The sequence below is a fragment of the Archangium primigenium genome (assembly GCF_016904885.1).
Classification (GTDB): domain Bacteria; phylum Myxococcota; class Myxococcia; order Myxococcales; family Myxococcaceae; genus Cystobacter; species Cystobacter primigenius.
The window spans coordinates 4570061-4591659 of record NZ_JADWYI010000001.1 but is presented as its reverse complement, the minus strand read 5'-3'; the positions used below and the strand labels follow the sequence as shown (position 1 = coordinate 4591659).

The window sequence follows — 21599 nt, the reverse complement described above, 5'->3', positions numbered from 1 at the left end:
ATCCACTCAGATGCCCTCACGTCCGAGCAAGTGTCCGCTGTCCTCCATGTGTCGTTCAAGGGGGGTCCGTTTCTCCCCGAACGTCTTATTAGTCCCGTTCGCGAGAACCAACGGAGGCAGCAATGCGAGCGGATTTTCTCCTCTGGAGTGGAGTCCTCCTCATCGGGCTGACGATGGGGGCGTGTGGCGGGGACAACACGGGCAGTCCGGGTAGCGACGCGGGCGTCATCCTGGATGGAGGCGGAGGGGATGGCGGCGTGCCGCCGGGCGATGGCGGCCCGCAGGAGCCGCCGGTGGCCTCGGGCTGCGACGTGGCGAAGCAGACGGGCTGTGGCGCGGGCGAGACGTGTCTGCGGGGCACCCTGGCCGGCGGAGGCCAGGGCAACGTGTGCTTCGCGGCGGAGTGCGACGTGGTGGCGCAGAACTGCGCGGTGGGCTCGCGCTGTACCTACGTGACCCGGGGCGACGTGACGGCACGGCGCTGCGTGCCCACGGGCTCGGGCACGGTGGCCGAGGGCGCCAGCTGCGCGAGCACGGCCACGGTGGACGGCGACTTCTACGACAACTGCCAGCCGGGGCTGGCCTGCACGTCCCAGGAGACGCCGTCGGGCGGCAGCACGCCCTACACCTGCAAGCGCTTCTGCTATGGGGGCGAGGGCTGCCGCGCGCCGCAGGACTGCGTGGAGGTGGTGCGCTTCACGGGCACCAACGAATTGCCGCGCGTGTGCGGCGCGCCGGGCGCCGCGTGTGACGTGCTCGCCCAGGGGTGCGCCTCGCCGCTGGCCTGCTACCCCTCGCCCCAGAGCGGCAACGTGTGCGTGACGGCGGGCGCCCTGGGCGCGGGCCAGACCTGCACGTACTCCAACGACTGCGCCCCGGGCAGCGCGTGCGTGTCGGAAGGCGCGCGCTTCGTGTGCCGCGCCCTGTGCCGCTCGCCCTCGGGCTCGCCCTCCTGCGCGAGCGGCCGGTGCGAGCCGCTCCAGAACGCCTCGGGCGTGGGCGTGTGCGTGCCGTAGCCGTGCGATGAGGCGGGGGGAAGGGGCACGCTCCCCTCCCCCACTCCACCCCGGGCCGGACGCCTCACCCCGTGTTGCGCATGCCGCCGGCGATGCCGCTGAGCGTGAGCAAGAGCGGCCGGTCGCAGTGGTCCTCGCCGGCGCGCTTGCGACGCATGAGCTCCACCTGCAGGAAGGACATGGGATCGATGTAGGGGTTGCGCAGGGCGATGCTCTGCTGGAGCTGCCGGTTGTTGGCCAGCAGGCGCGACTCGCCCGTCACGCGTTTGACCCAGCGCCGGGTGCGCGTGTACTCGGCGCGGATGCGCTCCCACAAGTCCCGCGTGGACTCGGGCGCCAGGGCGGCGTAGCGCGAGGCGATGGCCATGTCCGACTTGGCGAGCACCATGGCCACGTTGTCGACGACGGCGCGGAAGTAGGGCCACTGCTTGTACATGCGGTGCAAGAGCCGCAGCCCGTCGGGCCGCGAGCCCACGGACTCCAGCGCCGCGCCCACCCCGTACCAGCCCGGCAGGATGGCGCGGTTCTGCGTCCAGGAGAACACCCAGGGGATGGCGCGCAGGGACTCGAGGCCGCCCGCGGAGCGCTTGCTCGGGCGCGAGCCGATGGGCAGCGCGGAGATCTCCTCGATGGGCGTGGCGGCCTGGAAGAAGGGCACGAAGGCCGGATCCTCCCAGACGAGCGCGCGGTAGGCGCGGCGGCCCGTCTCCGCCAGCTCGTCGAAGGTGGCGCGGAACGTGGGCTCCTCCTCGGGGGCCAGGCGCGGCTGGGCATCCAGCGTGTGCAGGAGCACGCCGCCGAGCACCAGCTCCAGGGTGCGCCGCGCCAGCTCGGGCCGGGCGTACTTGTGGTCCAACGCCTCGCCCTGCTCGGTGGCCTTGTAGGTGCCCGCCACGCTGCCCGGCGGCAGCGCGAGGATGGCCGCCTGGGCGGGGCCACCGCCGCGCGCCACCGTCTCGCCGCGGCCGTGGAACAGCCGCAGCCGCACCCCGGCCTCGTGCGCCACCTGGGTGAGCGCGGACTGGGCCCGGTAGAGCGCGGCGTTGGCGGCGAGCAGGCCCACCTCCTTGCCCGAGTCGCTGTAGCCCACCATCACCTCCTGCACCCCGCGCGCCTTCAAGTGCTGGCGGTAGACGTCGTGGGTGAAGAGCTGGCGCAGCACGCCCGGGCCGTCATCCAGCGCCCCGAGCTGCTCGAACAGGGGCACCACGTCCACGGTGGCGCACCCGCGCGCCTCGTCCCACAGGCCCACGCCCCGGGCGCACTCGAAGGCGGCCAGCACGTCCTCGGCGGTGGAGGCCATGGAGAGGATGAGCGTGCGGCAGCACCCCTCGCCCGACTCCTCCTGGGCCTCGCGCATGCGCTGGAGCACCGCGAGCAGCCGCTTGCCGCCCTCGGTGGGCGCGGGGCCGCCCTTGAGCGACGCGGCGGCGCTGCGCGCGTCCTCGGCCGGCGCGCGCACCTCCAGCTCCGCCAGGTGGAAGCCCACCGCGTGCACCAGCGCGATGAAGCGGCGGATGGCCCGCACGCCCGCGTGCCCCGCCCGGGCCTCGTTGAGCGAGCGCTCCAGGAGCGCCAGGTCCTCCAGCAAGTCCTTGGGTGAGCGGTAGGCGGCCTCGGGCAAGGGCTCCGTCTTCCCCGCGCGGCGGCCCTCCACGTAGGCGAGCGCGGCCTGGAGCCGGCCCTCCATGAAGCGCAGCTTGCGGCGCCAGGGCTCGCCCTCGGTGCGGGCGCCGTAGCGCGCCATCACCTCGGGCAGGGCGCGCGCGTCCTCGGCGAGCGAGGCCCGGAGCTCCTCGGACACGTGGGTGTGGCGCTCGGACTGGGTGAGCACCCACCCGAGCCGGGAGATGTTCTCGCGCAGCGCCCGGAGGCCGCGCGCGCGGTGGGCGCGCAGCGTGTCGGCGAACACCTCGGGCGTCACCAGGGGGTTGCCGTCCATGTCGCCGCCCACCCACGAGTGCACCCGCACCGGCGCGACGATGACGCCCAGGGGCTCGCCATAGGCGCGCTCGAAGGCCCAGTGCAGCGTCTCCGGCATGAGCGCGAGCTGCTCGGCCAGCACCTCCTCCACGTACCAGAGGACGTTCTTCACCTCGTCGCCCACCGTGGGGCGCTCGCGGCGCAGCTCGTCCGTCTGCCACAGGGCGGAGATCTCCTCGCGCATGGCCAGGTGCGTGTCCGCCTTCTCGCGGGGCGTGAGCTGGCAGCGGTCCCGGTTCTCCATCAGCCGGGCGAGCCGGTACGTCTTCTCCAGCACCGTGCGGCGCGCGGCCTGGGTGGGGTGCGCGGTGAGCGTGAGCGTCACGCGCATGGCCTGGAGCGTCTCGCGCAGCTTCGCGGCGCTCACCCCCGCTTGTCTGAGCTGCTGCATCACGGCCTCGAGCGAGCCGCGCTGGGCGCCACGCTGGCCGGAGATCTGGTGCTCGCGGGTGCGGCGCACGCGGTGGTTCTGCTCGGCCAGGTTGACCAGGCGGAAGTACGTGGAGAAGGCGCGCAGCACGGGCTCGGCCTGCTCCAGGGGCATGCGGCGCAGGAGCGCGGCCAGCTCCGAGGCGGCGGCGCGGCGGCCGGATTTGGGCCCCCGGCGGCGATCGATGGAGAGCCGGCGCACGCGCTCCTCCAGCTCGAAGACAGCCTGGCCCTCCTGTTCGATGATGACTTCCCCGAGCAGTTGGCCCAGGAGCCGGACGTCCTGGCGCAGCGGCAGATCCACGTGGCGAATGGGAGGCATGACGCGGCACGCTAGGCCGCCCCCTCGCGCGGATCCACACCGGAAGTGGAACTATCCGGGTCCCAACGCTGCCCGCCCGGCGCTCACGTGCCGATGCGGCGCAGGATGAGCAGCGGCCCGTCGTCCACCTTGCGGTCCGTGAGGTCGATGGCGCAGTCGAGCATCCAGTCGCCGTGGCCCTCGGGGTCGAGCAGCCGCTGCTGGGCGTCCCACTGCCGCGGCCCCGTCTCCTTGAGCAGCGTGTACGTGGGCCGGCGGGCCTGGGGGGTGAGCACCACGCTCGTGTGCTCCTCGAAGTACGGCGCCATGGCCGCCTCCAGCTTCGCCGCCGTCCAGGCCTCGCCGCCCGCGTCCAGCCGCAGGAGCGCGACCGCGTCCGCCCACCGGCGCAGGCCGAGCATGCGCACCAGGCGGTAGAGCTCGTTGCGCACGTGCGCCGCGAAGGCCCGCGGATCCTCGGCCAGGTCCTGCGGCCGGCGCTCCTGGGGGGCATCGGGGCGCGGCAGGAGCGCGTCGCCCGGGCCCTTGAGCCGCTCCCACTCGTCGAGCAGGCTCTGGTCCACGTGGCGGATCATCGCCCGCAGCCACTCGATGATGTCCTTGAGCTCCTCGTTGCGGTAGCGCTCGGGGATGGTCTGGGTGAGCGCCTTGTAGCAGTCGCCCAGGTAGCGCATGAGCACGCCCTCGCTGCGCTGCAGCCCGTACTCCCGGATGTAGTCGTGGAATGTCATGTACCGCTCGTACATGTCGCGCAGGATGGACTTGGGCCGGATGTTCTCCGCGCCCACCCACGGGTGCTTGTCCGCGAAGGCGTTGAACGTGGTGTAGATGAAGTCGCGGTTGGGCTTGGGCCACTCGAGCTTGTCCAGCTCCGCCATGCGCTCGTCGTACTCCATGCCGCGCGCCTTCATCTCGGCGATCTTCTCGCCCTTGAGCTCGTGCAACTGGGCGTAGAGCACCACCTCGGGGTTCTCCAGGATGGACTCGGCGAGCGTCACCACGTCCAGCGCGTACGTCTCCGCCTCGTGGTCCAGCTTGTTGAGCGTGTCCAGGAGGTAGAGCGACAAGGTCTGGTTGAGCGAGAAGTCACGCTGGAGCCCCGGCGCCACCGCCACGCTCGCCCCGCTGCCCCCCTCCCCCTTCTTCACCAGGATGAGCCCCGCGTGCACGAGGGTGCGGAAGCACGCCGCGGCCTCCTTGAGGTTGCGCTTCTTGATGTACTCCGAGCCGTGCGAGCGCTCGATGAGCCGCACCAGGCGCTGGTAGCCCTCGGCCCCGCCCAGCATCTCGCTCTGCAAGAGGTTGAGCAGGAAGCCGTGGGTCACCTCGAAGCGCGACTCCAGGGGCTCGGGCAGGCCCGTCTGCAACCGCTCGAAGGTGTTCTTGTCGTACTGGACGAAGCCCTTCTGCGGCGGAGGCTTGCGCGGCAGGCGCTTGCCGCCCTTGGCCTCCTTCTGGGCGATCTTCACGTTCTCGATGATGTGCTCGGGCGCCTGGGCCACCACGCTGCCCTGGGTGTCGAAGCCCTTGCGGCCCGCGCGGCCGGCGATCTGCTGGAAGTCGCGCACGCTCAAGGTGGCCAGCTTCTCGCCGTTGAACTTGAAGAGCTGGGTGAAGAGCACCGTGCGGATGGGGATGTTCACGCCCACGCCCAGGGTGTCCGTGCCGCTGATGACCTTGAGCAGGCCCGTCTGCGCGAGCCGCTCCACCAGGAGCCGGTACTTGGGCAGGAGGCCCGCGTGGTGCATGCCGATGCCGTGGCGCAGGAAGCGCTGGAACTCCTTGCCGTAGGGCGTGTCGAAGGGCGCGTCCAGCAGCGCCTGGCGGATGGCCTCCTTCTCCTCCTTGGTGGAGAAGTCCACGCTCATGAGGTTCTGCGCCTGCTCGGCCGCGGCGCGCTGGGAGAAGTTGACCAGGTAGATGGGCGCCTTCTTCTGCCGGATGAGCTCCTGGATGGTCTCGTGCAGGGGCATCTCGCGGTAGTCGAAGTCCAGGGGCACCGGACGCACCGCGCTGCGCACGCTCACCACCTCGCGGCCGGTGAACTCCTGGAGCTTCTCCTCGATGACGTGCGTGTCGCCGAGCGTGGCCGACATCATCAGGAAGGTGGCGGAGGGCAGCGTGATGAGGGGCAGCTGCCAGGCGATGCCGCGCTCGCGGTCCGCGTAGTAGTGGAACTCGTCCATCACCACGTAGTCGGCGCGCAGCATGGCGTCGCGCAGGCCCAGGTTGGAGAGGATCTCCGCGGTGCAGCAGATGATGGGCGCCTCGCGGTTGATGGCCGCGTCGCCGGTGAGCAGGCCCACGTTCTCCGCGCCGAAGGCCTCGCAAAGGGCGAAGAACTTCTCGTTGACCAGCGCCTTGATGGGGCAGGTGTAGAAGGACACCTTGCCCTCGGCCATGGCCTTGAAGTGCAGCGCCATGGCCACGAGCGACTTGCCCGAGCCGGTGGGCGTCTTGAGGAACAGGTGCTTGCCCCCGAGCAGCTCCAGGATGGCCTCCTCCTGCGCCGGGTAGAGGGACAGGCCGGTGGACTCCACCCAGCCCACGAAGCGGCTGAGGATCTCGTCGGAGTCGAGGGGGCCCTGCCCGGCATCCGGCAGGAGGGCCGCGAGCGGCGCACGGGGCGTGTCGGTGGAAACCATAAGAGAGGGAACTTAGGCGGATGGATGCGGGAGCGCCGGGGAAAGTGGCGGCCGAGGTGGACAATCGGGCCACACCCACGCCGTCCCGGGCCTCGGACTGATTCCGGGAAAACCTTCATCCCGTGAAAAGTCAAAAAACCGGAGGGGGAATCCGTTAGGATGGCCCCCGCGGGCTGTCCCGCCGCGAAACAAGTCGCACCGGCTGTCCCTCACGGCGTCACGCGCAGGATGAAGTTTCCACCTGACGTGCATAAGTGCACGCTGCCTGAACAGGCATGTAGCGCCCACCTCTGGAGGCCGGATATACCGGCGAACCTATGACCGGCGACCCGCTCGTCTACTCAGGCACCATCGAAGCACTCTTCGTCCGAGCCCTGGAGAACCGCCTCACGCCCGCGTGCCGTCAGCGCCTGCGCGAGGCCGGGCTGGACCTGGAGGAGAAGCTCCCCCCCACCTACTCGCTCGCGCAGTGGAAGCAGTTCCTGCGCATCGCCGCGGACCACGTCTACGCGGGCATGCCCGCCGAGGCGGCGTACTACTCGCTCGGAGAGCGCTTCATCGACGGCTACTTCTCGGGCCTGTTCGGCCGGGCGTTGCTCGGCATGGCCCGGCTGCTCGGCCCCAAGCGCTCGTTGACCCAGGCGCGGCTGTGCTTCCGCGCCAGCGCCAACTGCAGCGAGGTGCGCATCGTCGAGAAGGGCCCCACCGAGGTGGAGGTGTGGCTGACGGACATCGGCGCGGACCTGCCCACCTTCGTGGCGGGCGTGCTCGCCCGGACCGCGGAGCTCACCGGCGGCCAGCGCGTGGTGGCCATCCCCGAGGGCTTCGACGGCCAGTCCGCCACCTATTGTGTCCGCTGGTCCGAGCAGCCCCAGGAGGAGACGCCGGCGCTCGCTGCCCCTCCGCCCTCCAAGGCCGCCGCCGAGAGCCGGCCGCAGCTGTAGGCAGTTCGCCCACCCCGCCCGCCGGCCGCCCCCTCAGGGGCGCTGGCGCGGCAGGCGCACGGTGAAGGTGGTGCCCTCGGCCTGGGTGGAGGAGACGGCGATGGAGCCCCCGTGGGCTTCCACGATGCTCTTCACGATGTAGAGCCCCAGGCCCACGCTGCGGCCCACCTTGTCCACCTCGGCGGTGGCGCGCTGCATGGGCTCGAAGATGCTCGACAGCTTGGAGGCCGGAATCGGCGCGCCGCCGTTGGACACGGTGAGGGACACCGCGCCCCCCTCTTCCCGGGTGGCGATGCGCACCCGGCTGTCCGCGGGGCTGTACTTGAGGGCGTTGGTGACCAGGTTCTGCACCACCTGGGCGAGCCGGTCCGCGTCCCACGTCCCCTGCCCGTCGCCCTCGTGCCGCACGTCCAGCACGCGCGTGGGCTCGGCCGCCCGGACCTCCTCCAGCACACCGCCCACCACCTCGCGCAGGTCCACCGGCCGGGTCTCGATGTGGATGCCGCCCCCGAGCCGCGCCTGGGTGAAGTCCAGGAGGTCCTTCACCATGCGGGTGGCGCGCTCGGCGGAGGACTGGATGCGCAGCACGGAGCGGGTGGCGCGCTCGTCGAGCCCCTGGCGCTGCACGAGCACCGCGGTGCCCAGGGTGATGGCGTTGAGGGGGTTGCGCAGGTCGTGGCTGACGATGCCGATGAGCTTCTGCTCGAAGTCCACGCGGGTGCGCAGCGCGTCCTCGGCCCGCAGGCGCTCGACGCCCTGGGCGATGCCGTCGGACACCTGCTTGAGGATGTCGAGCGTGTCCTGCTCCATGGGCTGGCGGGAGAACAGGGCCATGACGCCCACGGGCTTGTCGCCCACGAACAGCGGCAGGCCCGCGAAGGCCACCAGCCCCTCGCGCTGGCGCCACTCGGGCGCGTCCACGCGGGGGTCCTCCCCGGGGGCCTGGCTGAAGAGCGGCTGGCGCTCCCGGGCGATGCGATCCAGCGTGGAGCGCGCCGGCGGCACCCGGCCGTAGGGGCCCTCGGACGGCGGGGACAGCCCGGCGTCCGCGCCCAACTCGAGCCCCTCGTGCGCGGCGCCGAGCAGCCAGATGCGGGCGAGCACCACCTCCAGCTCGCCCACCAGGGCCTCGGCGCACTCCTGGAGCATGACGCCCAGGACCGTGCCCCGGGAGATGGCCAGACCCACCCGGGCGCTCAGGGCGAAGTGGCGCGACTGCCGCAGCCGGAGGAACTCGGCCTCCCGGCGCTCGGTGACGTCCTGCATGGCGCCCACCATGCGCAGGGCCGCGCCCGACTCGTCCCGCGACACCCAGCCGCGATCCGTCACGAACGCCCAGGAGCCATCGCGCCGCTGGAACCGGTAGTCGTCCTGCCAGTCGTGGCCCGCGGGCGCGTCGATCACCGCGTGGATGCGGCCCGAGACGCGCTCGCGATCCGCCGGGTGGATGTGCTCCATCCACCAGTCCCCATCGGGGCGCACCTGCTCGGACGTGTGGCCGAACTGCTCGCGCAGGCCCTCGTTCCACGTCACGTGGTTGTTCGCCAGGTTCCAGTCCCAGATGGCGTCCTTGGTGGCCCGTGTCGCCAGCCGGTAGCGCGTCTCGGACTGGCCGAGCGCCTGGAGCAGCGCCTGGCTGGAGGCCTCCGCCTCCTTGCGCGCGGTGACGTCCAGCAGGGCGCCCACGAGCATGGGGCGGCCGTTGCTGTCTTGCCGGCGCTGGCCCCGGCTCTCCACCCAGCGCAGCGGCACCGTGCCCAGGCCCACGACGCGCGCGGTGATGATGAAGGGCGCGTCGGACGGCTCGGAGAGCAGCGTGGAGATCTCCCGCGTGAGGCGCTCGCGGTCCTCGGCGTACACGCACTGGAGCACCAGCTCGAGCGTCAGGGGCGCGCCCGGCACCAGGCCCAGCAGCGCGTACACGCGCGCGTCCGCGGTGAGGCGGCCCGTGGCGGCGTACAGCTCGAAGAAGCCCGCGCCCGCGGCCTCCGCCAGCCCCAGCATCCGCTCCTCGCTCTCGCGCAGCCGCTCGGACAGCGCCTCGGCGCGCCGGCGCGCCCGCACCTGGTCCGTCACCTCGAAGCCGAAGGCGTCAATGCCCTCCACCTGCCCGCGCGCGTCACGCCGGGGCTGGAAGACGAAGTGGAGGAAGCGCTCCTCGCCGGGGCCCTGTGCGCCCGCGTCCAGTTGCAGGCGCACCTCACGCCCGACGAAGGGCTCCCCCGTGGTGTAGACCTGGTCGAGCAGTTGGAGGAAGCCCTGTGCCACCGTTTCCGGCAGCGCCTCCTGGACGGACAAGCCCACCAGGTGGCGATCGCGGCCCACCAACTGCTGGCAGACCGGGTTGACCAGGGCGAAGACGTGGTGGGGGCCGTTCAGCGTGCACACGATCGCGGGCGCGTGCTCGATGAGCCGCTGCAGACGCGTGTCCGCGAGCCGCCCGCCGGTGGAGGCCTGGGCGACGAAGTCGGTGACGACGCGCACCTCGGCCAGGGGCGCCGGACACCGCGCCTCCTCGAGGAGCGCCCACACGACGCCCGGCAGGAACGCGAGCACGTCGGGCGCCGAGACGGGGGACGCGTCCCGCCCCCTCAAGTGGCCCACCAGGGCGCGCAGGTCCCCGGCGAGCCGTGCCTCGTCCAGGACGCTCGCGCCCCCCTGGAGGTCCATGCGCTGGCGCACGTGCCCGGCCCAGCGGTGAACGAGGTCACCCAGACGGGATTCGATCAGCTCCGCGACGACGCTCACTGTCCCTCCCGGACGGCGGATGTCCAACCGCCGCGCACCCTACCAAAGAGCCCTTGCGAGGGAATCGGGATCGGCACTGGCACCCGACAGACGCGCGGGCAACCGGCCAGTGCAGGACGAATGGCTCAGACGATTGTCCATTGCGGATGGGCCAGGAGCTGGGCCTCGAGCTGCGGCGTCAGGGCCTCGCCGTGCGGCGCCCGCGCGGAGGAGCGGCGCCAGCGCGACAGCCAGCGCTCGCCCAGGGGGGCGGCCAGGGACTCGCGGCGCGTGGCGGCCACCGTGGTCTCGCCCTTGGTGCCCGTGGACAGCCCGGCGCCCACATGGAAGCCCGCGAGCAGCAGGGTGACCCGCGTGGGGGTGGCGGCGCTGTAGGTGAGCAGCAGCGCGCCCTCCCCGTCCTCCCGGCACCCGGCGCGCACCTGCCGCAGCACGGGCACCGTCCACATCTCCGGGTTGCTCGCCGGGGAGAACGGATCGAAGAAGACCAGGTCCGCCTTCGGCCTCGCCTCCAGCCGCCCCCGCGCATCCCCCAGGTGCAGCCGCCAGCGCACCCCGTCCTCCTCCCAGGCGCCCGTGCGCATCAGCGCCTCGGCCGCGTCCCGGAAGGGTTGCAGGAAGGGAAAACCCGCCGCGTCCGCCAGCGCCAGCCGCAAGGGCGCCAGGTCCACCTCGAAGCTGACGATCTCCAGGGCCCGCTGGCGCTCGCCGCCGAGCGCCCGCGCGCACGTGAGCGCCGCCACCGCGTTGGTGCCCGCCCCCAGGCCCACGTCGTGGATGACCAGGGGCGCGCCCGGGGTGCGCAGCCGCTCGGCCAGCCGCGGCTGCTCCACGTACAGGCGCATCGCTTCCTGCCAGGGGCCCGTCGCCGGGTGCATCACCTCGCCGTGCCCCAGGTGGCGCACCGCGCGCGCGCCGTTGCGCAGCGTCACCAGCTCGAAGTCCCCGTCCCGGGGGTTGGCGTCGGAGGCGTCCACGCTCAGCCCACGTCCTTGAGCGTGACGGCGTGGGCGCTGGCCTCCAACTGCGCGTCCTTCAAGTCCTTGGGCGTGGCCACCATCTGCTTGAGCTCGCGGTAGGCCTGGGCGTACGAGCCGCGGAGGATGGCGTCGCGCATCTTCCAGGTGAGCTGCTGGTAGTGGTGCACGTTGTGCACCGAGAGCATGCGCGAGCCCGTGTGGTGCTTGCCCGTCATCAGGTGGTGCAGGTAGCCGCGGCTGTAGCGCTTGCAGACGGGGCAGCCGCACAGCGGATCCAACGGCTCGTCGGACAGGCGGAACACCTGGCGGGTGATGCGCACGAGGCCCCCGAAGGTGTAGGCGTAGCCCTGCTGCGCCATCTTCGTGGGGATGATGCAGTCGAACATGTCCACGCCCCGGAGCACCGCCTCCAGGAGGTCCGTGGGCGTGCCCACGCCCATGAGGTAGCGCGGCTTGTGCTCGGGCAGCTGGGCCGCGGCCCGCGCCGTCATCGTCTTGCGCTCCTCGTTCGTCTCGCCCACCGCGAGCCCGCCGATGGCGAAGCCGTCGAAGGCGTGCTCGGTGAGGAACGCGGCGCTCTCGTCGCGCAGGGCCGGGTGCACCCCGCCCTGGACGATGGCGAAGAGCGCCTGGCCCGTGTCCACCTGGTTCTTCGCCGCCAGGCTGCGCAGCGCCCAGCGGTGGGTGCGCTCCATGGCCTCGCGCGTGCCGGCCTCGTCCGTGCGCGAGTCGATGCACACGTCCAGCACCATCATGATGTCCGAGTTGATCGCCTGCTGCATGGCGATGCTCGACTCGGGGCTGAGCAGCTGCCGGCTGTTGTCGTGGAAGGAGCGGAAGTGGGCGCCCTTCTCGGTGATGAGCCGATCCTCGGGCAGCGAGAAGATCTGGAAGCCTCCCGAGTCCGTGAGCACCGCCCCATCCCACTGCATGAAGGGATGGATGCCCCCGAAGCGCTTGAACACCTCGGCGCCCGGCTTGAGCATCAGGTGGTACGTGTTGGACAGCAGGATCTTCGACCCGGTGGCCTTGATCTCCTCCATGCCCAGGTGGCGGAAGGAGGCGTGGGTGGCCACCGGCATGAAGACCGGCGTGGGGATGGAGCCCCGGCGGGTGTGCAGCACGCCGGCGCGCGCTCCCGTGGGATCCGTGGTGACGAGCTCGAAACGAACGGCCATGGCGACCGCTTATACCCGCGCCGCGCCCGGAACACGCCCCCCATCCCGCCCACCGCCCGCCCGGCTGCCCCCCCGGGCTATTGCGAATTCCCGCTTTCTGAAGCAGGATTCACCCGCATGAAGCCGCGTTCAACCCCCACGCTTCGCGCCCGGATGAAGGAAGAGGCGCGCGCGGCCATCCTCGACGCGGCCGAGCAGGTGCTGGCCGAGCAGGGGCTGAGCGCCACGCGCATGGAGGACATCGCCGCGCGGGTGGGCGTGGCCGTGGGCACGCTCTACAACTACTTCGAGGATCGCGAGCGCCTGCTCCGGGCGATCCTCGACCTGCACGAGCAGCGGCTGCTCGCGGGGCTGGACGCGGCGCTGGAGCGCAGCGCGGGCACGCCCTACCCCGAGCGGCTGCGGGGCCTGCTGCGCGCCATCCTCGAGCACACCCTGGCGCACTGGCGCCTGTTCTCCCTGCTCGTGCACGAGAACGGTCCGCGCCGGGCCAGCGCGAGCGAGGAGCTGACGCGCCACCAGCGCCTGTGGCGCGAGGTGTCCGAGCGCGTGGAGCGGCTCCACCCGGAGGGCGTCGCCCAGGGGGCGCTCCGGCCCGAGGACGTCGCCCACTTCCCCACGCTGCTGCTGGGCATGCTGCAGGGGCTCATCCTGCGGCAGGTGATCGAGGAGCAGCCCCCGCGCATCGAGGAGCTCTTGGGCGTGCTGCTGCGCTGCTTCCTCGAGGGCGCCCGCCCGCGTCCGGCCTGACGCCCTTCCCTCTTTTCCCTTTTCCCCCCGCTGTCTTCGTCTCGCAGGAGAACCCCCATGGACTTGCTCAGCCGCTTCGACTTCTTCAATCCCGAGGTGACGCGCGACCCCTACCCCTACTTCGCCGAGCTGCGGGACAAGGCCCCCCTGCACTACGACGCGAAGCTGCGGGCCCACGTGCTCAGCCGCCACGAGGACGTGTCGTTCGTGCTCAAGAACCACGCCCTGTTCTCCTCCACGCAGATCCGCATCGCCGGCAAGCTCCAGGAGGAGCGCTCGGCGGTGAAGGAGCTCGGCTCGGTGTCGAGCCTCATCGCCACGGATCCCCCGGTGCACACGCGCATGCGGGGCCTGGTCAGCCGCTCCTTCACCCCCAAGCAGATCAACGCCCTGGCGCCGCGCGTGCGCGAGCTGTCGCGGCAGCTCGTCACGGAGATGACGGCCCGGGGTGAGTTCGACTTCATGGACGCGCTGGCCTCGCCCCTGCCCGTCACCATCATCGCGGAGATGCTGGGCATCGAGCCCGCGCGCCGCCGGGACTTCAAGCGCTGGAGCGACACGCTCGTGCAGTCGGGCACCGACTCCCTGAAGTCGGGCCAGGCGTCCGACGCGGTCGTCCAGAGCGGCCGGGAGATGCTCGCCTACATGACGGAGGTGGCCGAGGCGCGCCGGCGCGAGCCCCGGGGCGATCTCATCTCGCTGCTCGTGCAGGAGAGCGACGGCGTGGCGGCGCTGAGCCCCCAGGAGGTCAACTCCTTCGCCACCCTGCTGCTCATCGCGGGCAACGAGACCACCACCAACCTGCTGGGCAACGCCATCACCGCCCTCATCCGCCACCCCGAGGCCTACGAGGCCCTGCGGCGTGACCCCTCCAGCGCCGCCTGCGCCGCCATCTGCGAGGAGACGCTGCGCTACGACTCGCCCGTCATCGCCCTGTTCCGCCGCACCACCCAGGAGGTGGAGCTCAGCGGCGGCAAGTTGCCCGCGGACGCCGCGGTCATGGTGCTGCTGGCCTCGGCCAACCATGATCCGCGCAAGTTCCCCGAGCCCGAGCGCTTCGACCCGAAGCGCGACACCAACGGCTTGATGTCCTTCGGCCACGGCGTCCACTTCTGCCTGGGCGCGCCGCTCAGCCGCCTGGAGGCCCCCGTGGCCCTGCAGGAGCTGATGGAGCAGGCCCCCCGCCTGCGCTTCGCGCCGCGCCAGCCCGAGACCATCGACTACGGCCACTCGTTCTTCCTGCGCGGCCCCAAGGCCCTCTGGCTCCAAAAGCACTGAACCAGGCGGGCAGGCGGACCCGGAAGGCCGGCAGCAGGCGGGGACGCGGGGGAGGAGCACCCCCCCTGGGCGGGGCATGAAACCGTCCGCCCACGGGTTCTCGGAATTCTCGGCCCGCCTTCCCCTGGGGGGCCGCTGGTTTCGTCGACTCCCCGCGTCACCCGTCTTCCGGACGCCTTCCCCTTCCGCTAGAAAGCGCCCCCCATGTTCTCCATCGTCAACGTCTCCAAGGCCTACGGGCCCAAGAAGCTCTTCGAGGACGTCAATGTCGCGTTCTCGCCCGGACGCCGCTACGGCCTCACCGGCCCCAACGGGGCGGGCAAGTCCACCTTCATGAAGATCCTCGCCGGAGACGAGGAAGCGGACATGGGGACCATCTCCAAGCCCAAGAAGCTGGGCATCCTGCGCCAGGACCAGTTCCGCTACGAGGACAACCGCGTCCTCGACGTGGTCATCATGGGCAACAAGGCCCTCTGGGACGTGATGAAGGAGAAGGACGCCATCCTCGCCAAGTCGGACATCACCGAGGAGGATGGCAACCGGCTGGGCGACCTGGAGATGATCATCGCCGAGGAGGACGGCTACAGCGCCGAGTCCGAGGCGGCCGCGCTCCTGGAGGGCCTCGGCATCCCCACCGAGTCGCACGAGGGGCCCATGAAGCAGCTCACCGGCGGCCTCAAGCTGCGCGTGCTGCTCGCCCAGGCGCTCTTCGGCAAGCCCCAGGGCCTGCTGCTCGACGAGCCCACGAACAACCTCGACATCGACTCCATCCGCTGGCTGGAGAACTTCCTCACGGCGTTCGAGGGCGTGCTCATCACCATCAGCCACGACCGGCACTTCCTCAACTCCATCTGCACGCACATCGCCGACATCGATTACGAGACCATCATCCAGTACACGGGTGGTTACGACGACATGGTGCGGCAGAAGTCCCAGGTGCGCAGCCGCATCGAGTCGGAGGTGGGTGAGAAGCAGAAGAAGATCGCCCAGTTGCAGGACTTCGTGGCCCGCTTCCACGCCGGCACGCGCGCCTCCCAGGTGCAGAGCCGCATCAAGCAGATCGACAAGCTCAAGACGGATGACCTCAAGCGCTCCAACATCGCGCGCCCGTTCATCCGCTTCGACCAGGCCGAGCCCAGCGGCAAGCAGACGCTCACGGTGGAGGACCTGTCCAAGTCCTTCGACGGCCAGCCCGTCATCAAGCCCTTCAACCCGCTCATCCTCAAGGGCGAGAAGATCTGCGTCATCGGCCGCAACGGCGTGGGCAAGTCCACACTGGTGAAGATGCTCGCCGGGCAGCTCGCGCCCGACACGGGCAAGCTCATCTGGGGCCACAACGCCAGCGTGGGCTACCTGCCCCAGGACCATCACGGCACCATCCGCAAGGGCACCACCGCCTTCGGCTGGCTGCGTGACGTGAAGATCAAGCTCACCAACGAGGAGATCTCCGGCGTCATGGGCCGCATGCTCTTCTCCGGCGAGGAGCGCATGAAGCCCACGGACACCCTGTCCGGTGGCGAGACGGTGCGGCTGCTCCTGTGCAAGCTGATGCTGGACCAGGACAACGTCCTCATCCTCGACGAGCCCACCAACCACCTGGACCTGGAGTCCATCAGCGCCCTGTCCGACGGCCTGCAGAAGTTCGACGGCACGGTCATCGTCGTGACGCACGACCAGGAGCTCGTCTCCGAGGTGGCCACGCGCATCTGGAGTCTGGAGGGCGCGGGCAAGCCCGTGCTCGACTTCAACGGCACCTTCGCCGAGTACTCCCAGAAGCACCTCGCCCAGCAGGGCCACCGCCGCTAAGGCGGCAACGCCCGAGGGCCCCGTGGCATGTCCCACGGGGCCCGGGCGCGCGCTACCGGTTGTAGCGGCGCAGGAGGAACAGCCCCACGCCGAAGCCCGTGGCCCAGGTGAGGGCCGCCCGGAGCGGCGCGTAGGTGGTGGCGGGCGGAGGCGGCGGGGGCGGGTTGCGCAGGGCCTGGATCTCCGCCTGCTCCTCGCGGCGCAGCTCGCCCTTGGTCATGTTGGGCCCCGACTCGGCCATCGTCTTGGCGCCGGGCGACTTTCCCTCCGGGGAGCGGTGCTCGAGGATGGCGTTGATCTCCGCCCCAATCAGGATGACCTGCGAGGAGATCCACATCCACATCAGCATGACGATGACACCGCCGAGCGCGCCGTAGCTCACGTCGTAGCTGCCGAAGTTGCGCACGTAGAGCGAGAAGCCGGTGGAGGCGAGCAGCCACAGCAGCACGCCCACCACGGAGCCGGGCGTGATGAACTTGAAGTCCTGCTCCACGTCCGGAAGCACGTAGTAGATCATCGCCCAGACGAGCATCATGAGCAGGCCCGCCACCGGCAGGCGCAGCCACATGACCACGGTGCCCAGCGGCTCCCCGAGCCAGTGCGCGAAGGCGGGCGTGGCCACCATGGCCGCCGAGGCGAGGATGGACAGGGCCGCGCCCGCGAGCGTCACCAGGATGGCGATGCCGCGCGACTTCCAGAACGGCCGGGTCTCCTTCACGGCGTAGACGGTGTTGAGCGCGTCCATCAGCGCCGCCACGCCGCCCGAGGCCGCCCAGACGGCGCCCACGCCACCCACCGTCAACAGGCCCACGCTGCTGCCCGAGGCCAGGTCCTTGAGCCGCTCACCGAGGATCTCCGTCACCGCGGCGGGCGCCACCTTGCCCAGCTCCGAGATGAGGACCTGCGCCTGGGCCGGATCGATGATGAGGCTGGCCAGCGCCACGAGGAAGAGCAGGAACGGGAACAACGCCAGCAGCGCCGAGAACGTCACGGCCCCCGCCACGTTGCCGATGTTGTCGTTGAGGTACTCGTTCTTCAGCTCGTTGAAGAACGTCTTCCAGCTCATGCCCTTGCCTGGATACACCATGGCGCCTCCTCCCATCCCGGTGGACTGAAGGAGGATGCGCACTGCACTCGCCTGCCCCATCCCCACACCCCGGTCCGGGTGGGACGCTCGCCTGTCTACCCCTCGGGCCACCGGGGAAGCCCCCGTCAGCGGCCTCCGAGCACGTCGTAGACGACCGCGAATTCCACGCCCGCGGCGGCGATGACCAGCAGGTGGAAGATCTCGTGGAAGCCGAAGACGGTGGGCACCGGGTCCGGCCATCGGCGCGCGTAGACCGCGGCGCCCACGGCGTAGAACACGCCCACGAGCAGCAGCGCCCCCACACGCGCGGGGCCGATGACGGCGGGCAGCCGCGACACCACCGGCAGCGCCATGGAGCCCAGCAGGACGTAGAGCAGCGAGCGCAGGCCCCGCGGCCCCGAGCGGCCCGACAGCGCGAAGCCCGCCCCGGTGAGCGCCGCCGCCCACATCACCACCAGCGAGGGCCCGCCCCACCCCGGGATGTCCAGCGTGGCCAGGGGCGTGAAGGAGCCCGCGATGACGAGCGAGATGGCCGCGTGGTCGCAGCGCTGGATGTACTGCCCGGTGGTGGGGCTCCAGTTGGGGCAGTGGTACAGCGCGCTGACGCCGAACAGGACCAACAGCGTGGCGCCGAACACCAGGGCGCCCACGTAGCGCACCCCCTCCACCGGCACCCGCGCCAGGAGCACGCACCCGGCGAGCGCCGCGAGAAAGGCCAGCGCGTGGGACACCCCGCGCAGCAGGGGCTTCACTTCCTCTTCCAGGACCGCCGCGATGCGCTCGGAGGACGCCATGCCCCCGCCCTTAGCGCCGTCATGTCACCCCACTGTCAGCGAAATGCGCGTCCCCCCCGCCAGGTGGCCCGGGGGTGTTCACCCGCGCACGCCGCACGGCTCAGCCCGGGTAGCTGGGCAACAGGGGCGCGTCCTTGAGACGCGGCGCGGCGGCGTCCTTGGGCGACAGCAGGGGCGCCGTCACCGGCCAGGGGATGCCCAGGTCCGGGTCGTTCCAGGCGATGCCGTGCTCGGCCTTGGGCGCGTAGAAGTCGGTGCACTTGTAATGGAAGTCCGCCGTCTCCGAGAGCACGCAGAAGCCGTGCGCGAAGCCCGCGGGCACCCACAACTGGCGCCGGTTGTCCGAGGACAGCTCCACCCCCACCCACCGGCCGAACGTGGGCGAGCCCCGGCGGATGTCCACCGCCACGTCGTACACCGCCCCGGCCAGCACCTGCACGAGCTTGCCCTGGGCGTTGGGCTCCTGGAAGTGCAGGCCCCGGAGGATGCCCCGCGCCGAGCGCGAGAAGTTGTCCTGCACGAAGGGCCCCGGGATGCCCAGCTCCGCGTAGCGCGTGGCGTGGAACATCTCCATGAAGAAGCCCCGGTCATCCCCGAAGCGCTTGGGCTCCAGGAGCAACACGTCGGGCACGTCCATCCGGGTGCATTTCACGTGCGCGCCCCCTTGTTCTCGATGAGATCCATCAGGTAGCGCCCGTAGTCGTTCTTGCGCATGGGGTGCGCGAGCTCGGCCACCTGGGCGCTGGTGATGTAGCCCATGCGGTAGGCGATCTCCTCGGGACACGCCACCTTGAGGCCCTGGCGGTTCTCGATGATCTGGATGAAGTTGCTCGCCTCCATGAGCGACTCGTGGGTGCCGGTGTCCAGCCACGCATAGCCCCGGCCCATGAGCTCCACCTGGAGCTGCTTCATGCGCAGGTAGGTGCTGTTGACGTCGGTGATCTCCAGCTCCCCGCGCGCCGAGGGCTTGAGGTCCCGGGCGATGTCCAGCACCTGGTTGTCGTAGAAGTACAGGCCCGTCACCGCGTAGTTGGACTTGGGCTTGGCCGGCTTCTCCTCGAGGCTCAGCGCGCGGCCCTGGGGATCCAGCTCCACCACGCCATAGCGCTCGGGATCCTTCACGTAGTAGCCGAACACGGTGGCGCCCGCGGTGCGCGCCGCCGCGCGCTGCACCTGCTCGCTCAGGCCGTGGCCGTAGAAGATGTTGTCGCCGAGGATGAGGGAGACGGGATCCGGGCCCACGAACTCGCGGCCGATGACGAAGGCCTGCGCCAGTCCATCCGGGCTCGGCTGCACCGCGTAGTGGAAGTTGACGCCCCACTGATGGCCCGAGCCGAGCAGCTCCTCGAAGCGCGGCAGGTCCACCGGCGTGGAGATGATCAGGATGTCCCGGATCCCCGCCAGCATCAGCGTGGTGAGCGGGTAGTAGATCATCGGCTTGTCGTAGATGGGCAGCAGCTGCTTGCTGACCACGCGCGTCAGGGGGTACAGGCGCGTGCCGGAGCCCCCGGCGAGGATGATTCCCTTCATGACTTCCCTCGTGGACTCCACCTGGAACCGGCGCGCGCTCCGGCCCGACCTGTCGACGCGCCCTCGGTGTGGAGCCGAGTCCCAGGCTATACCCGGCCCGGGACGCCGGGTTCAAGCACCGCGCCCGGCCTGCCACGCGGCGTGAAACCGCCGCAGGGACTCGCCCAGGCCCAGGGGCTGGGACCGCAGCTGCGCGCGCACCTTGTCCACCCGCAGGCCGCTGCGCAGCGGGCGGGGGCTCGCCAGCTTCATGTCCGCCAGCCGCGTGGGGGTGATGAGGCCCGCGTCGAAGCCGAACACCTCGCACAGGGCCCGGCCGAAGCTGACGCGATCCACCACGTCCGCGCCGCACGTGTTCCACACCCCGCCGAGCTTGCGCTCCCCGAGCTCCACGAGCATCTCGGCCACGCTGTCCGCGAAGCTCGCGGAGACATATTGGTCCTCGAACAGACGCACCGGCTGGCCCTGCGAGAAGGCGCCCACCAGCCAGGCGCCGAAGTTGGCGCGGCCCGCCGCGGGCCAGCCGTACACCACCGCGGTGCGCGCGATGGCACAGCCGGGCACGAAGGTGCGCGCCGCCTGCTCGGCCATGTGCTTGGTCAGCGCGTAGACGCCGCGCGGGTTGGGGAGGGCCTGCTCGTCGTAGGGGCCCGCCTCGCCGTCGAAGACGTAGTCGGTGGACACGTGCACCAGGTGCGCGCCGAGCTTGCGCGCGCTCCGGGCCACCGCGCCCGTGGCGCCCACGTTCACCGCGAAGGCCTGCTCGGGATCGCGCTCGCAGGAGTCCACCTCCGTCATGGAGGCCGGGTGGATGATCACCTCGGGGGCGGCGGCCTCCAGGGCGCCGCTCAGGCGCCGCTCGTCGGTGAGATCGCACTCCACGTAGGCATGGTGCAGGGGTGTGCGGCGCGGGCCCTTGCCCAGGCCCACCACCTCGTGTCCGGCGCGCTCCAGGAGCGCGCACACCCGACTGCCCACCAGCCCGTTGGAACCCGTGACGAGAAAGCGCATGCGAGCGGTCTCCTGAACCCTTAGCCGTTGAGGCGCGTCTTGTACTGCGTGTCGAAGTACTGGCGGTACGCGCCGCTCATGACGCGCTCCCACCAGGCGGCGTTGTCCACGTACCAGCGCACCGTCTCCTGGATGCCCTGCTCGAAGGTGTGCGCGGGCGTCCAGCCGAGCTCGGTGCGGATCTTCGTGGGATCGATGGCGTAGCGCTTGTCGTGGCCCGGCCGATCCTTCACGAACTTGATGAGGGACTCGGGCTTGTTCAGCAGGCCGAGGATGGCCTTGACGATGTCGATGTTGCGGCGCTCGGAGTTGCCGCCGATGTTGTAGACCTCGCCCGCGCGGCCCTTCTCCAGCGCCACGAGCAGCGCCGAGCAGTGGTCGTCCACGTGCAGCCAGTCCCGCACGTTGAGGCCGTCGCCGTAGACGGGCAGCGGCTTGTCGGCCAGGGCGTTGACCACCATGAGGGGGATGAGCTTCTCGGGGAACTGGTAGCGGCCGTAGTTGTTGGAGCAGCGCGTCACCACCACGTCCAGGCCGTACGTGTGGTACCAGGCGAGCGCCAGGAGATCCGAGCTCGTCTTGGACGCCGAGTAGGGGCTGGAGGGCTGCAGCGGCGAGGTCTCGGAGAAGGCGCCCGTGGGCCCGAGCGAGCCGTACACCTCGTCGGTGGAGACCATGAGGAAGCGCTTCACGCCGCGCTCGCGGCTGGCCTCTAGGAGGTGCTGGGTGCCCAGCACGTTCGTCTTCACGAAGGCGTCCGGGCCGAGGATGGAGCGGTCCACGTGGCTCTCGGCCGCCAGGTGCATGACGGCGTCGATGCCGTGCTGGGCCATCACGTGGTCCACCAGCTCGCGGTTGGCGATGTCCCCGCGCACGAAGATGTGCTTGCTGTCGCCCTCCAGCTCCTTGAGCGTCTCCAGGTTGCCGGCGTAGGTGAGCTTGTCCAGGTTGACGATCGTCCAGTCCGGCCGCGTGCGGCGCAGGTACTTGACGAGGTTGGACCCAATGAAACCGCAGCCACCCGTGACCAGGACGTTCATATGACTCGGAGCGTGAAGAAGGTTGGACCGGGCGCCTGACTAAGCGATGGCTCCCGGC

General features: G+C 70.9%; 16 protein-coding genes. 5 read left to right on the top strand and 11 right to left on the bottom strand.

The features are described from left to right. Positions 1–122: 122 nt before the first annotated feature. Positions 123–1016, top strand: coding sequence for a hypothetical protein (locus I3V78_RS19120; protein WP_239576489.1), 894 nt, complete (start codon positions 123–125; stop codon positions 1014–1016). Positions 1017–1080: 64 nt separating this feature from the next. Here the strand turns inward: I3V78_RS19120 and I3V78_RS19115 are convergent, their stop codons facing one another. Further along, complete coding sequence (locus I3V78_RS19115) at positions 1081–3750, bottom strand: phosphoenolpyruvate carboxylase (protein ID WP_204489904.1); 2670 nt, start codon at positions 3748–3750, stop codon at positions 1081–1083. An 83-nt stretch (positions 3751–3833) separates the two neighbouring features. Next, a complete protein-coding gene (locus tag I3V78_RS19110; protein ID WP_204489903.1) occupies positions 3834–6395 on the bottom strand; it encodes a DEAD/DEAH box helicase in 2562 nt (853 codons plus the stop codon). A gap of 317 nt (positions 6396–6712) precedes the next feature. Between I3V78_RS19110 and I3V78_RS19105 the strand changes: the two genes are divergently transcribed. After that, positions 6713–7339 (top strand): DUF2378 family protein, encoded by a 627-nt coding sequence (locus I3V78_RS19105; protein WP_204489902.1) that lies wholly within the window; start codon positions 6713–6715, stop codon positions 7337–7339. 33 nt (positions 7340–7372) lie between these two features. On the opposite strand, the gene I3V78_RS19100 is transcribed toward I3V78_RS19105, so the two are convergent. The 3 genes from I3V78_RS19100 to tgt form a co-directional block, all read right to left on the bottom strand. After that, positions 7373–10087: an ATP-binding protein gene (locus I3V78_RS19100; protein ID WP_204489901.1), complete on the bottom strand. Its 2715-nt coding sequence runs from the start codon at positions 10085–10087 to the stop codon at positions 7373–7375. 125 nt (positions 10088–10212) lie between these two features. Next, positions 10213–11064 (bottom strand): MnmC family methyltransferase, encoded by an 852-nt coding sequence (locus I3V78_RS19095; RefSeq protein ID WP_204489900.1) that lies wholly within the window; start codon positions 11062–11064, stop codon positions 10213–10215. A 2-nt stretch (positions 11065–11066) separates the two neighbouring features. Next, positions 11067–12245 carry a tRNA guanosine(34) transglycosylase Tgt gene (gene tgt / locus I3V78_RS19090; protein WP_204489899.1) on the bottom strand — a complete coding sequence of 393 codons (1179 nt, stop codon included), beginning with the start codon at positions 12243–12245 and terminating at the stop codon, positions 11067–11069. Positions 12246–12362: 117 nt separating this feature from the next. On the opposite strand from tgt, the gene I3V78_RS19085 reads away from it, so the two are divergent. From I3V78_RS19085 to I3V78_RS19075, 3 genes are all read left to right on the top strand, one after another. Continuing rightward, complete coding sequence (locus I3V78_RS19085) at positions 12363–12995, top strand: TetR/AcrR family transcriptional regulator (RefSeq protein ID WP_204489898.1); 633 nt, start codon at positions 12363–12365, stop codon at positions 12993–12995. Positions 12996–13052: 57 nt separating this feature from the next. After that, positions 13053–14273 (top strand): cytochrome P450, encoded by a 1221-nt coding sequence (locus I3V78_RS19080; protein WP_204489897.1) that lies wholly within the window; start codon positions 13053–13055, stop codon positions 14271–14273. A 204-nt stretch (positions 14274–14477) separates the two neighbouring features. Then, positions 14478–16079, top strand: a complete 1602-nt coding sequence (locus I3V78_RS19075; RefSeq protein WP_204489896.1) for an ABC-F family ATP-binding cassette domain-containing protein — start codon at positions 14478–14480, stop codon at positions 16077–16079. A 52-nt stretch (positions 16080–16131) separates the two neighbouring features. On the opposite strand, the gene I3V78_RS19070 is transcribed toward I3V78_RS19075, so the two are convergent. The 6 genes from I3V78_RS19070 to rfbB form a co-directional block, all read right to left on the bottom strand. Beyond that, positions 16132–17166 (bottom strand): YihY/virulence factor BrkB family protein, encoded by a 1035-nt coding sequence (locus I3V78_RS19070; RefSeq protein WP_204489895.1) that lies wholly within the window; start codon positions 17164–17166, stop codon positions 16132–16134. 125 nt (positions 17167–17291) lie between these two features. Beyond that, positions 17292–17960, bottom strand: a complete 669-nt coding sequence (gene trhA, locus I3V78_RS19065; RefSeq protein WP_204489894.1) for a PAQR family membrane homeostasis protein TrhA — start codon at positions 17958–17960, stop codon at positions 17292–17294. Positions 17961–18060: 100 nt separating this feature from the next. Further along, positions 18061–18597 (bottom strand): dTDP-4-dehydrorhamnose 3,5-epimerase, encoded by a 537-nt coding sequence (gene rfbC / locus I3V78_RS19060; RefSeq protein ID WP_239578024.1) that lies wholly within the window; start codon positions 18595–18597, stop codon positions 18061–18063. Between the two features lie 11 nt (positions 18598–18608). Next, positions 18609–19490: a glucose-1-phosphate thymidylyltransferase RfbA gene (gene rfbA, locus I3V78_RS19055; protein ID WP_204489892.1), complete on the bottom strand. Its 882-nt coding sequence runs from the start codon at positions 19488–19490 to the stop codon at positions 18609–18611. A gap of 111 nt (positions 19491–19601) precedes the next feature. Beyond that, complete coding sequence (locus tag I3V78_RS19050) at positions 19602–20501, bottom strand: SDR family oxidoreductase (protein WP_204489891.1); 900 nt, start codon at positions 20499–20501, stop codon at positions 19602–19604. 20 nt (positions 20502–20521) lie between these two features. Further along, positions 20522–21541: a dTDP-glucose 4,6-dehydratase gene (gene rfbB, locus I3V78_RS19045; RefSeq protein WP_204489890.1), complete on the bottom strand. Its 1020-nt coding sequence runs from the start codon at positions 21539–21541 to the stop codon at positions 20522–20524. Positions 21542–21599 lie beyond the last annotated feature (58 nt).

Excerpts from the sequence above, each read along its gene's own strand:
- I3V78_RS19120 (WP_239576489.1), top strand. The coding sequence starts at position 123 with ATGCGAGCGGATTTTCTCCTCTGGAGTGGAGTCCTCCTCATCGGGCTG.
- I3V78_RS19115 (WP_204489904.1), bottom strand. The coding sequence starts at position 3,750 with ATGCCTCCCATTCGCCACGTGGATCTGCCGCTGCGCCAGGACGTCCGG.
- I3V78_RS19110 (WP_204489903.1), bottom strand. The coding sequence starts at position 6,395 with ATGGTTTCCACCGACACGCCCCGTGCGCCGCTCGCGGCCCTCCTGCCG.
- I3V78_RS19105 (WP_204489902.1), top strand. The coding sequence starts at position 6,713 with ATGACCGGCGACCCGCTCGTCTACTCAGGCACCATCGAAGCACTCTTC.
- tgt (WP_204489899.1), bottom strand. The coding sequence starts at position 12,245 with ATGGCCGTTCGTTTCGAGCTCGTCACCACGGATCCCACGGGAGCGCGC.
- I3V78_RS19085 (WP_204489898.1), top strand. The coding sequence starts at position 12,363 with ATGAAGCCGCGTTCAACCCCCACGCTTCGCGCCCGGATGAAGGAAGAG.
- I3V78_RS19080 (WP_204489897.1), top strand. The coding sequence starts at position 13,053 with ATGGACTTGCTCAGCCGCTTCGACTTCTTCAATCCCGAGGTGACGCGC.
- I3V78_RS19075 (WP_204489896.1), top strand. The coding sequence starts at position 14,478 with ATGTTCTCCATCGTCAACGTCTCCAAGGCCTACGGGCCCAAGAAGCTC.
- I3V78_RS19070 (WP_204489895.1), bottom strand. The coding sequence starts at position 17,166 with ATGGTGTATCCAGGCAAGGGCATGAGCTGGAAGACGTTCTTCAACGAG.
- trhA (WP_204489894.1), bottom strand. The coding sequence starts at position 17,960 with ATGGCGTCCTCCGAGCGCATCGCGGCGGTCCTGGAAGAGGAAGTGAAG.
- rfbC (WP_239578024.1), bottom strand. The coding sequence starts at position 18,597 with ATGGACGTGCCCGACGTGTTGCTCCTGGAGCCCAAGCGCTTCGGGGAT.
- rfbA (WP_204489892.1), bottom strand. The coding sequence starts at position 19,490 with ATGAAGGGAATCATCCTCGCCGGGGGCTCCGGCACGCGCCTGTACCCC.
- I3V78_RS19050 (WP_204489891.1), bottom strand. The coding sequence starts at position 20,501 with ATGCGCTTTCTCGTCACGGGTTCCAACGGGCTGGTGGGCAGTCGGGTG.
- rfbB (WP_204489890.1), bottom strand. The coding sequence starts at position 21,541 with ATGAACGTCCTGGTCACGGGTGGCTGCGGTTTCATTGGGTCCAACCTC.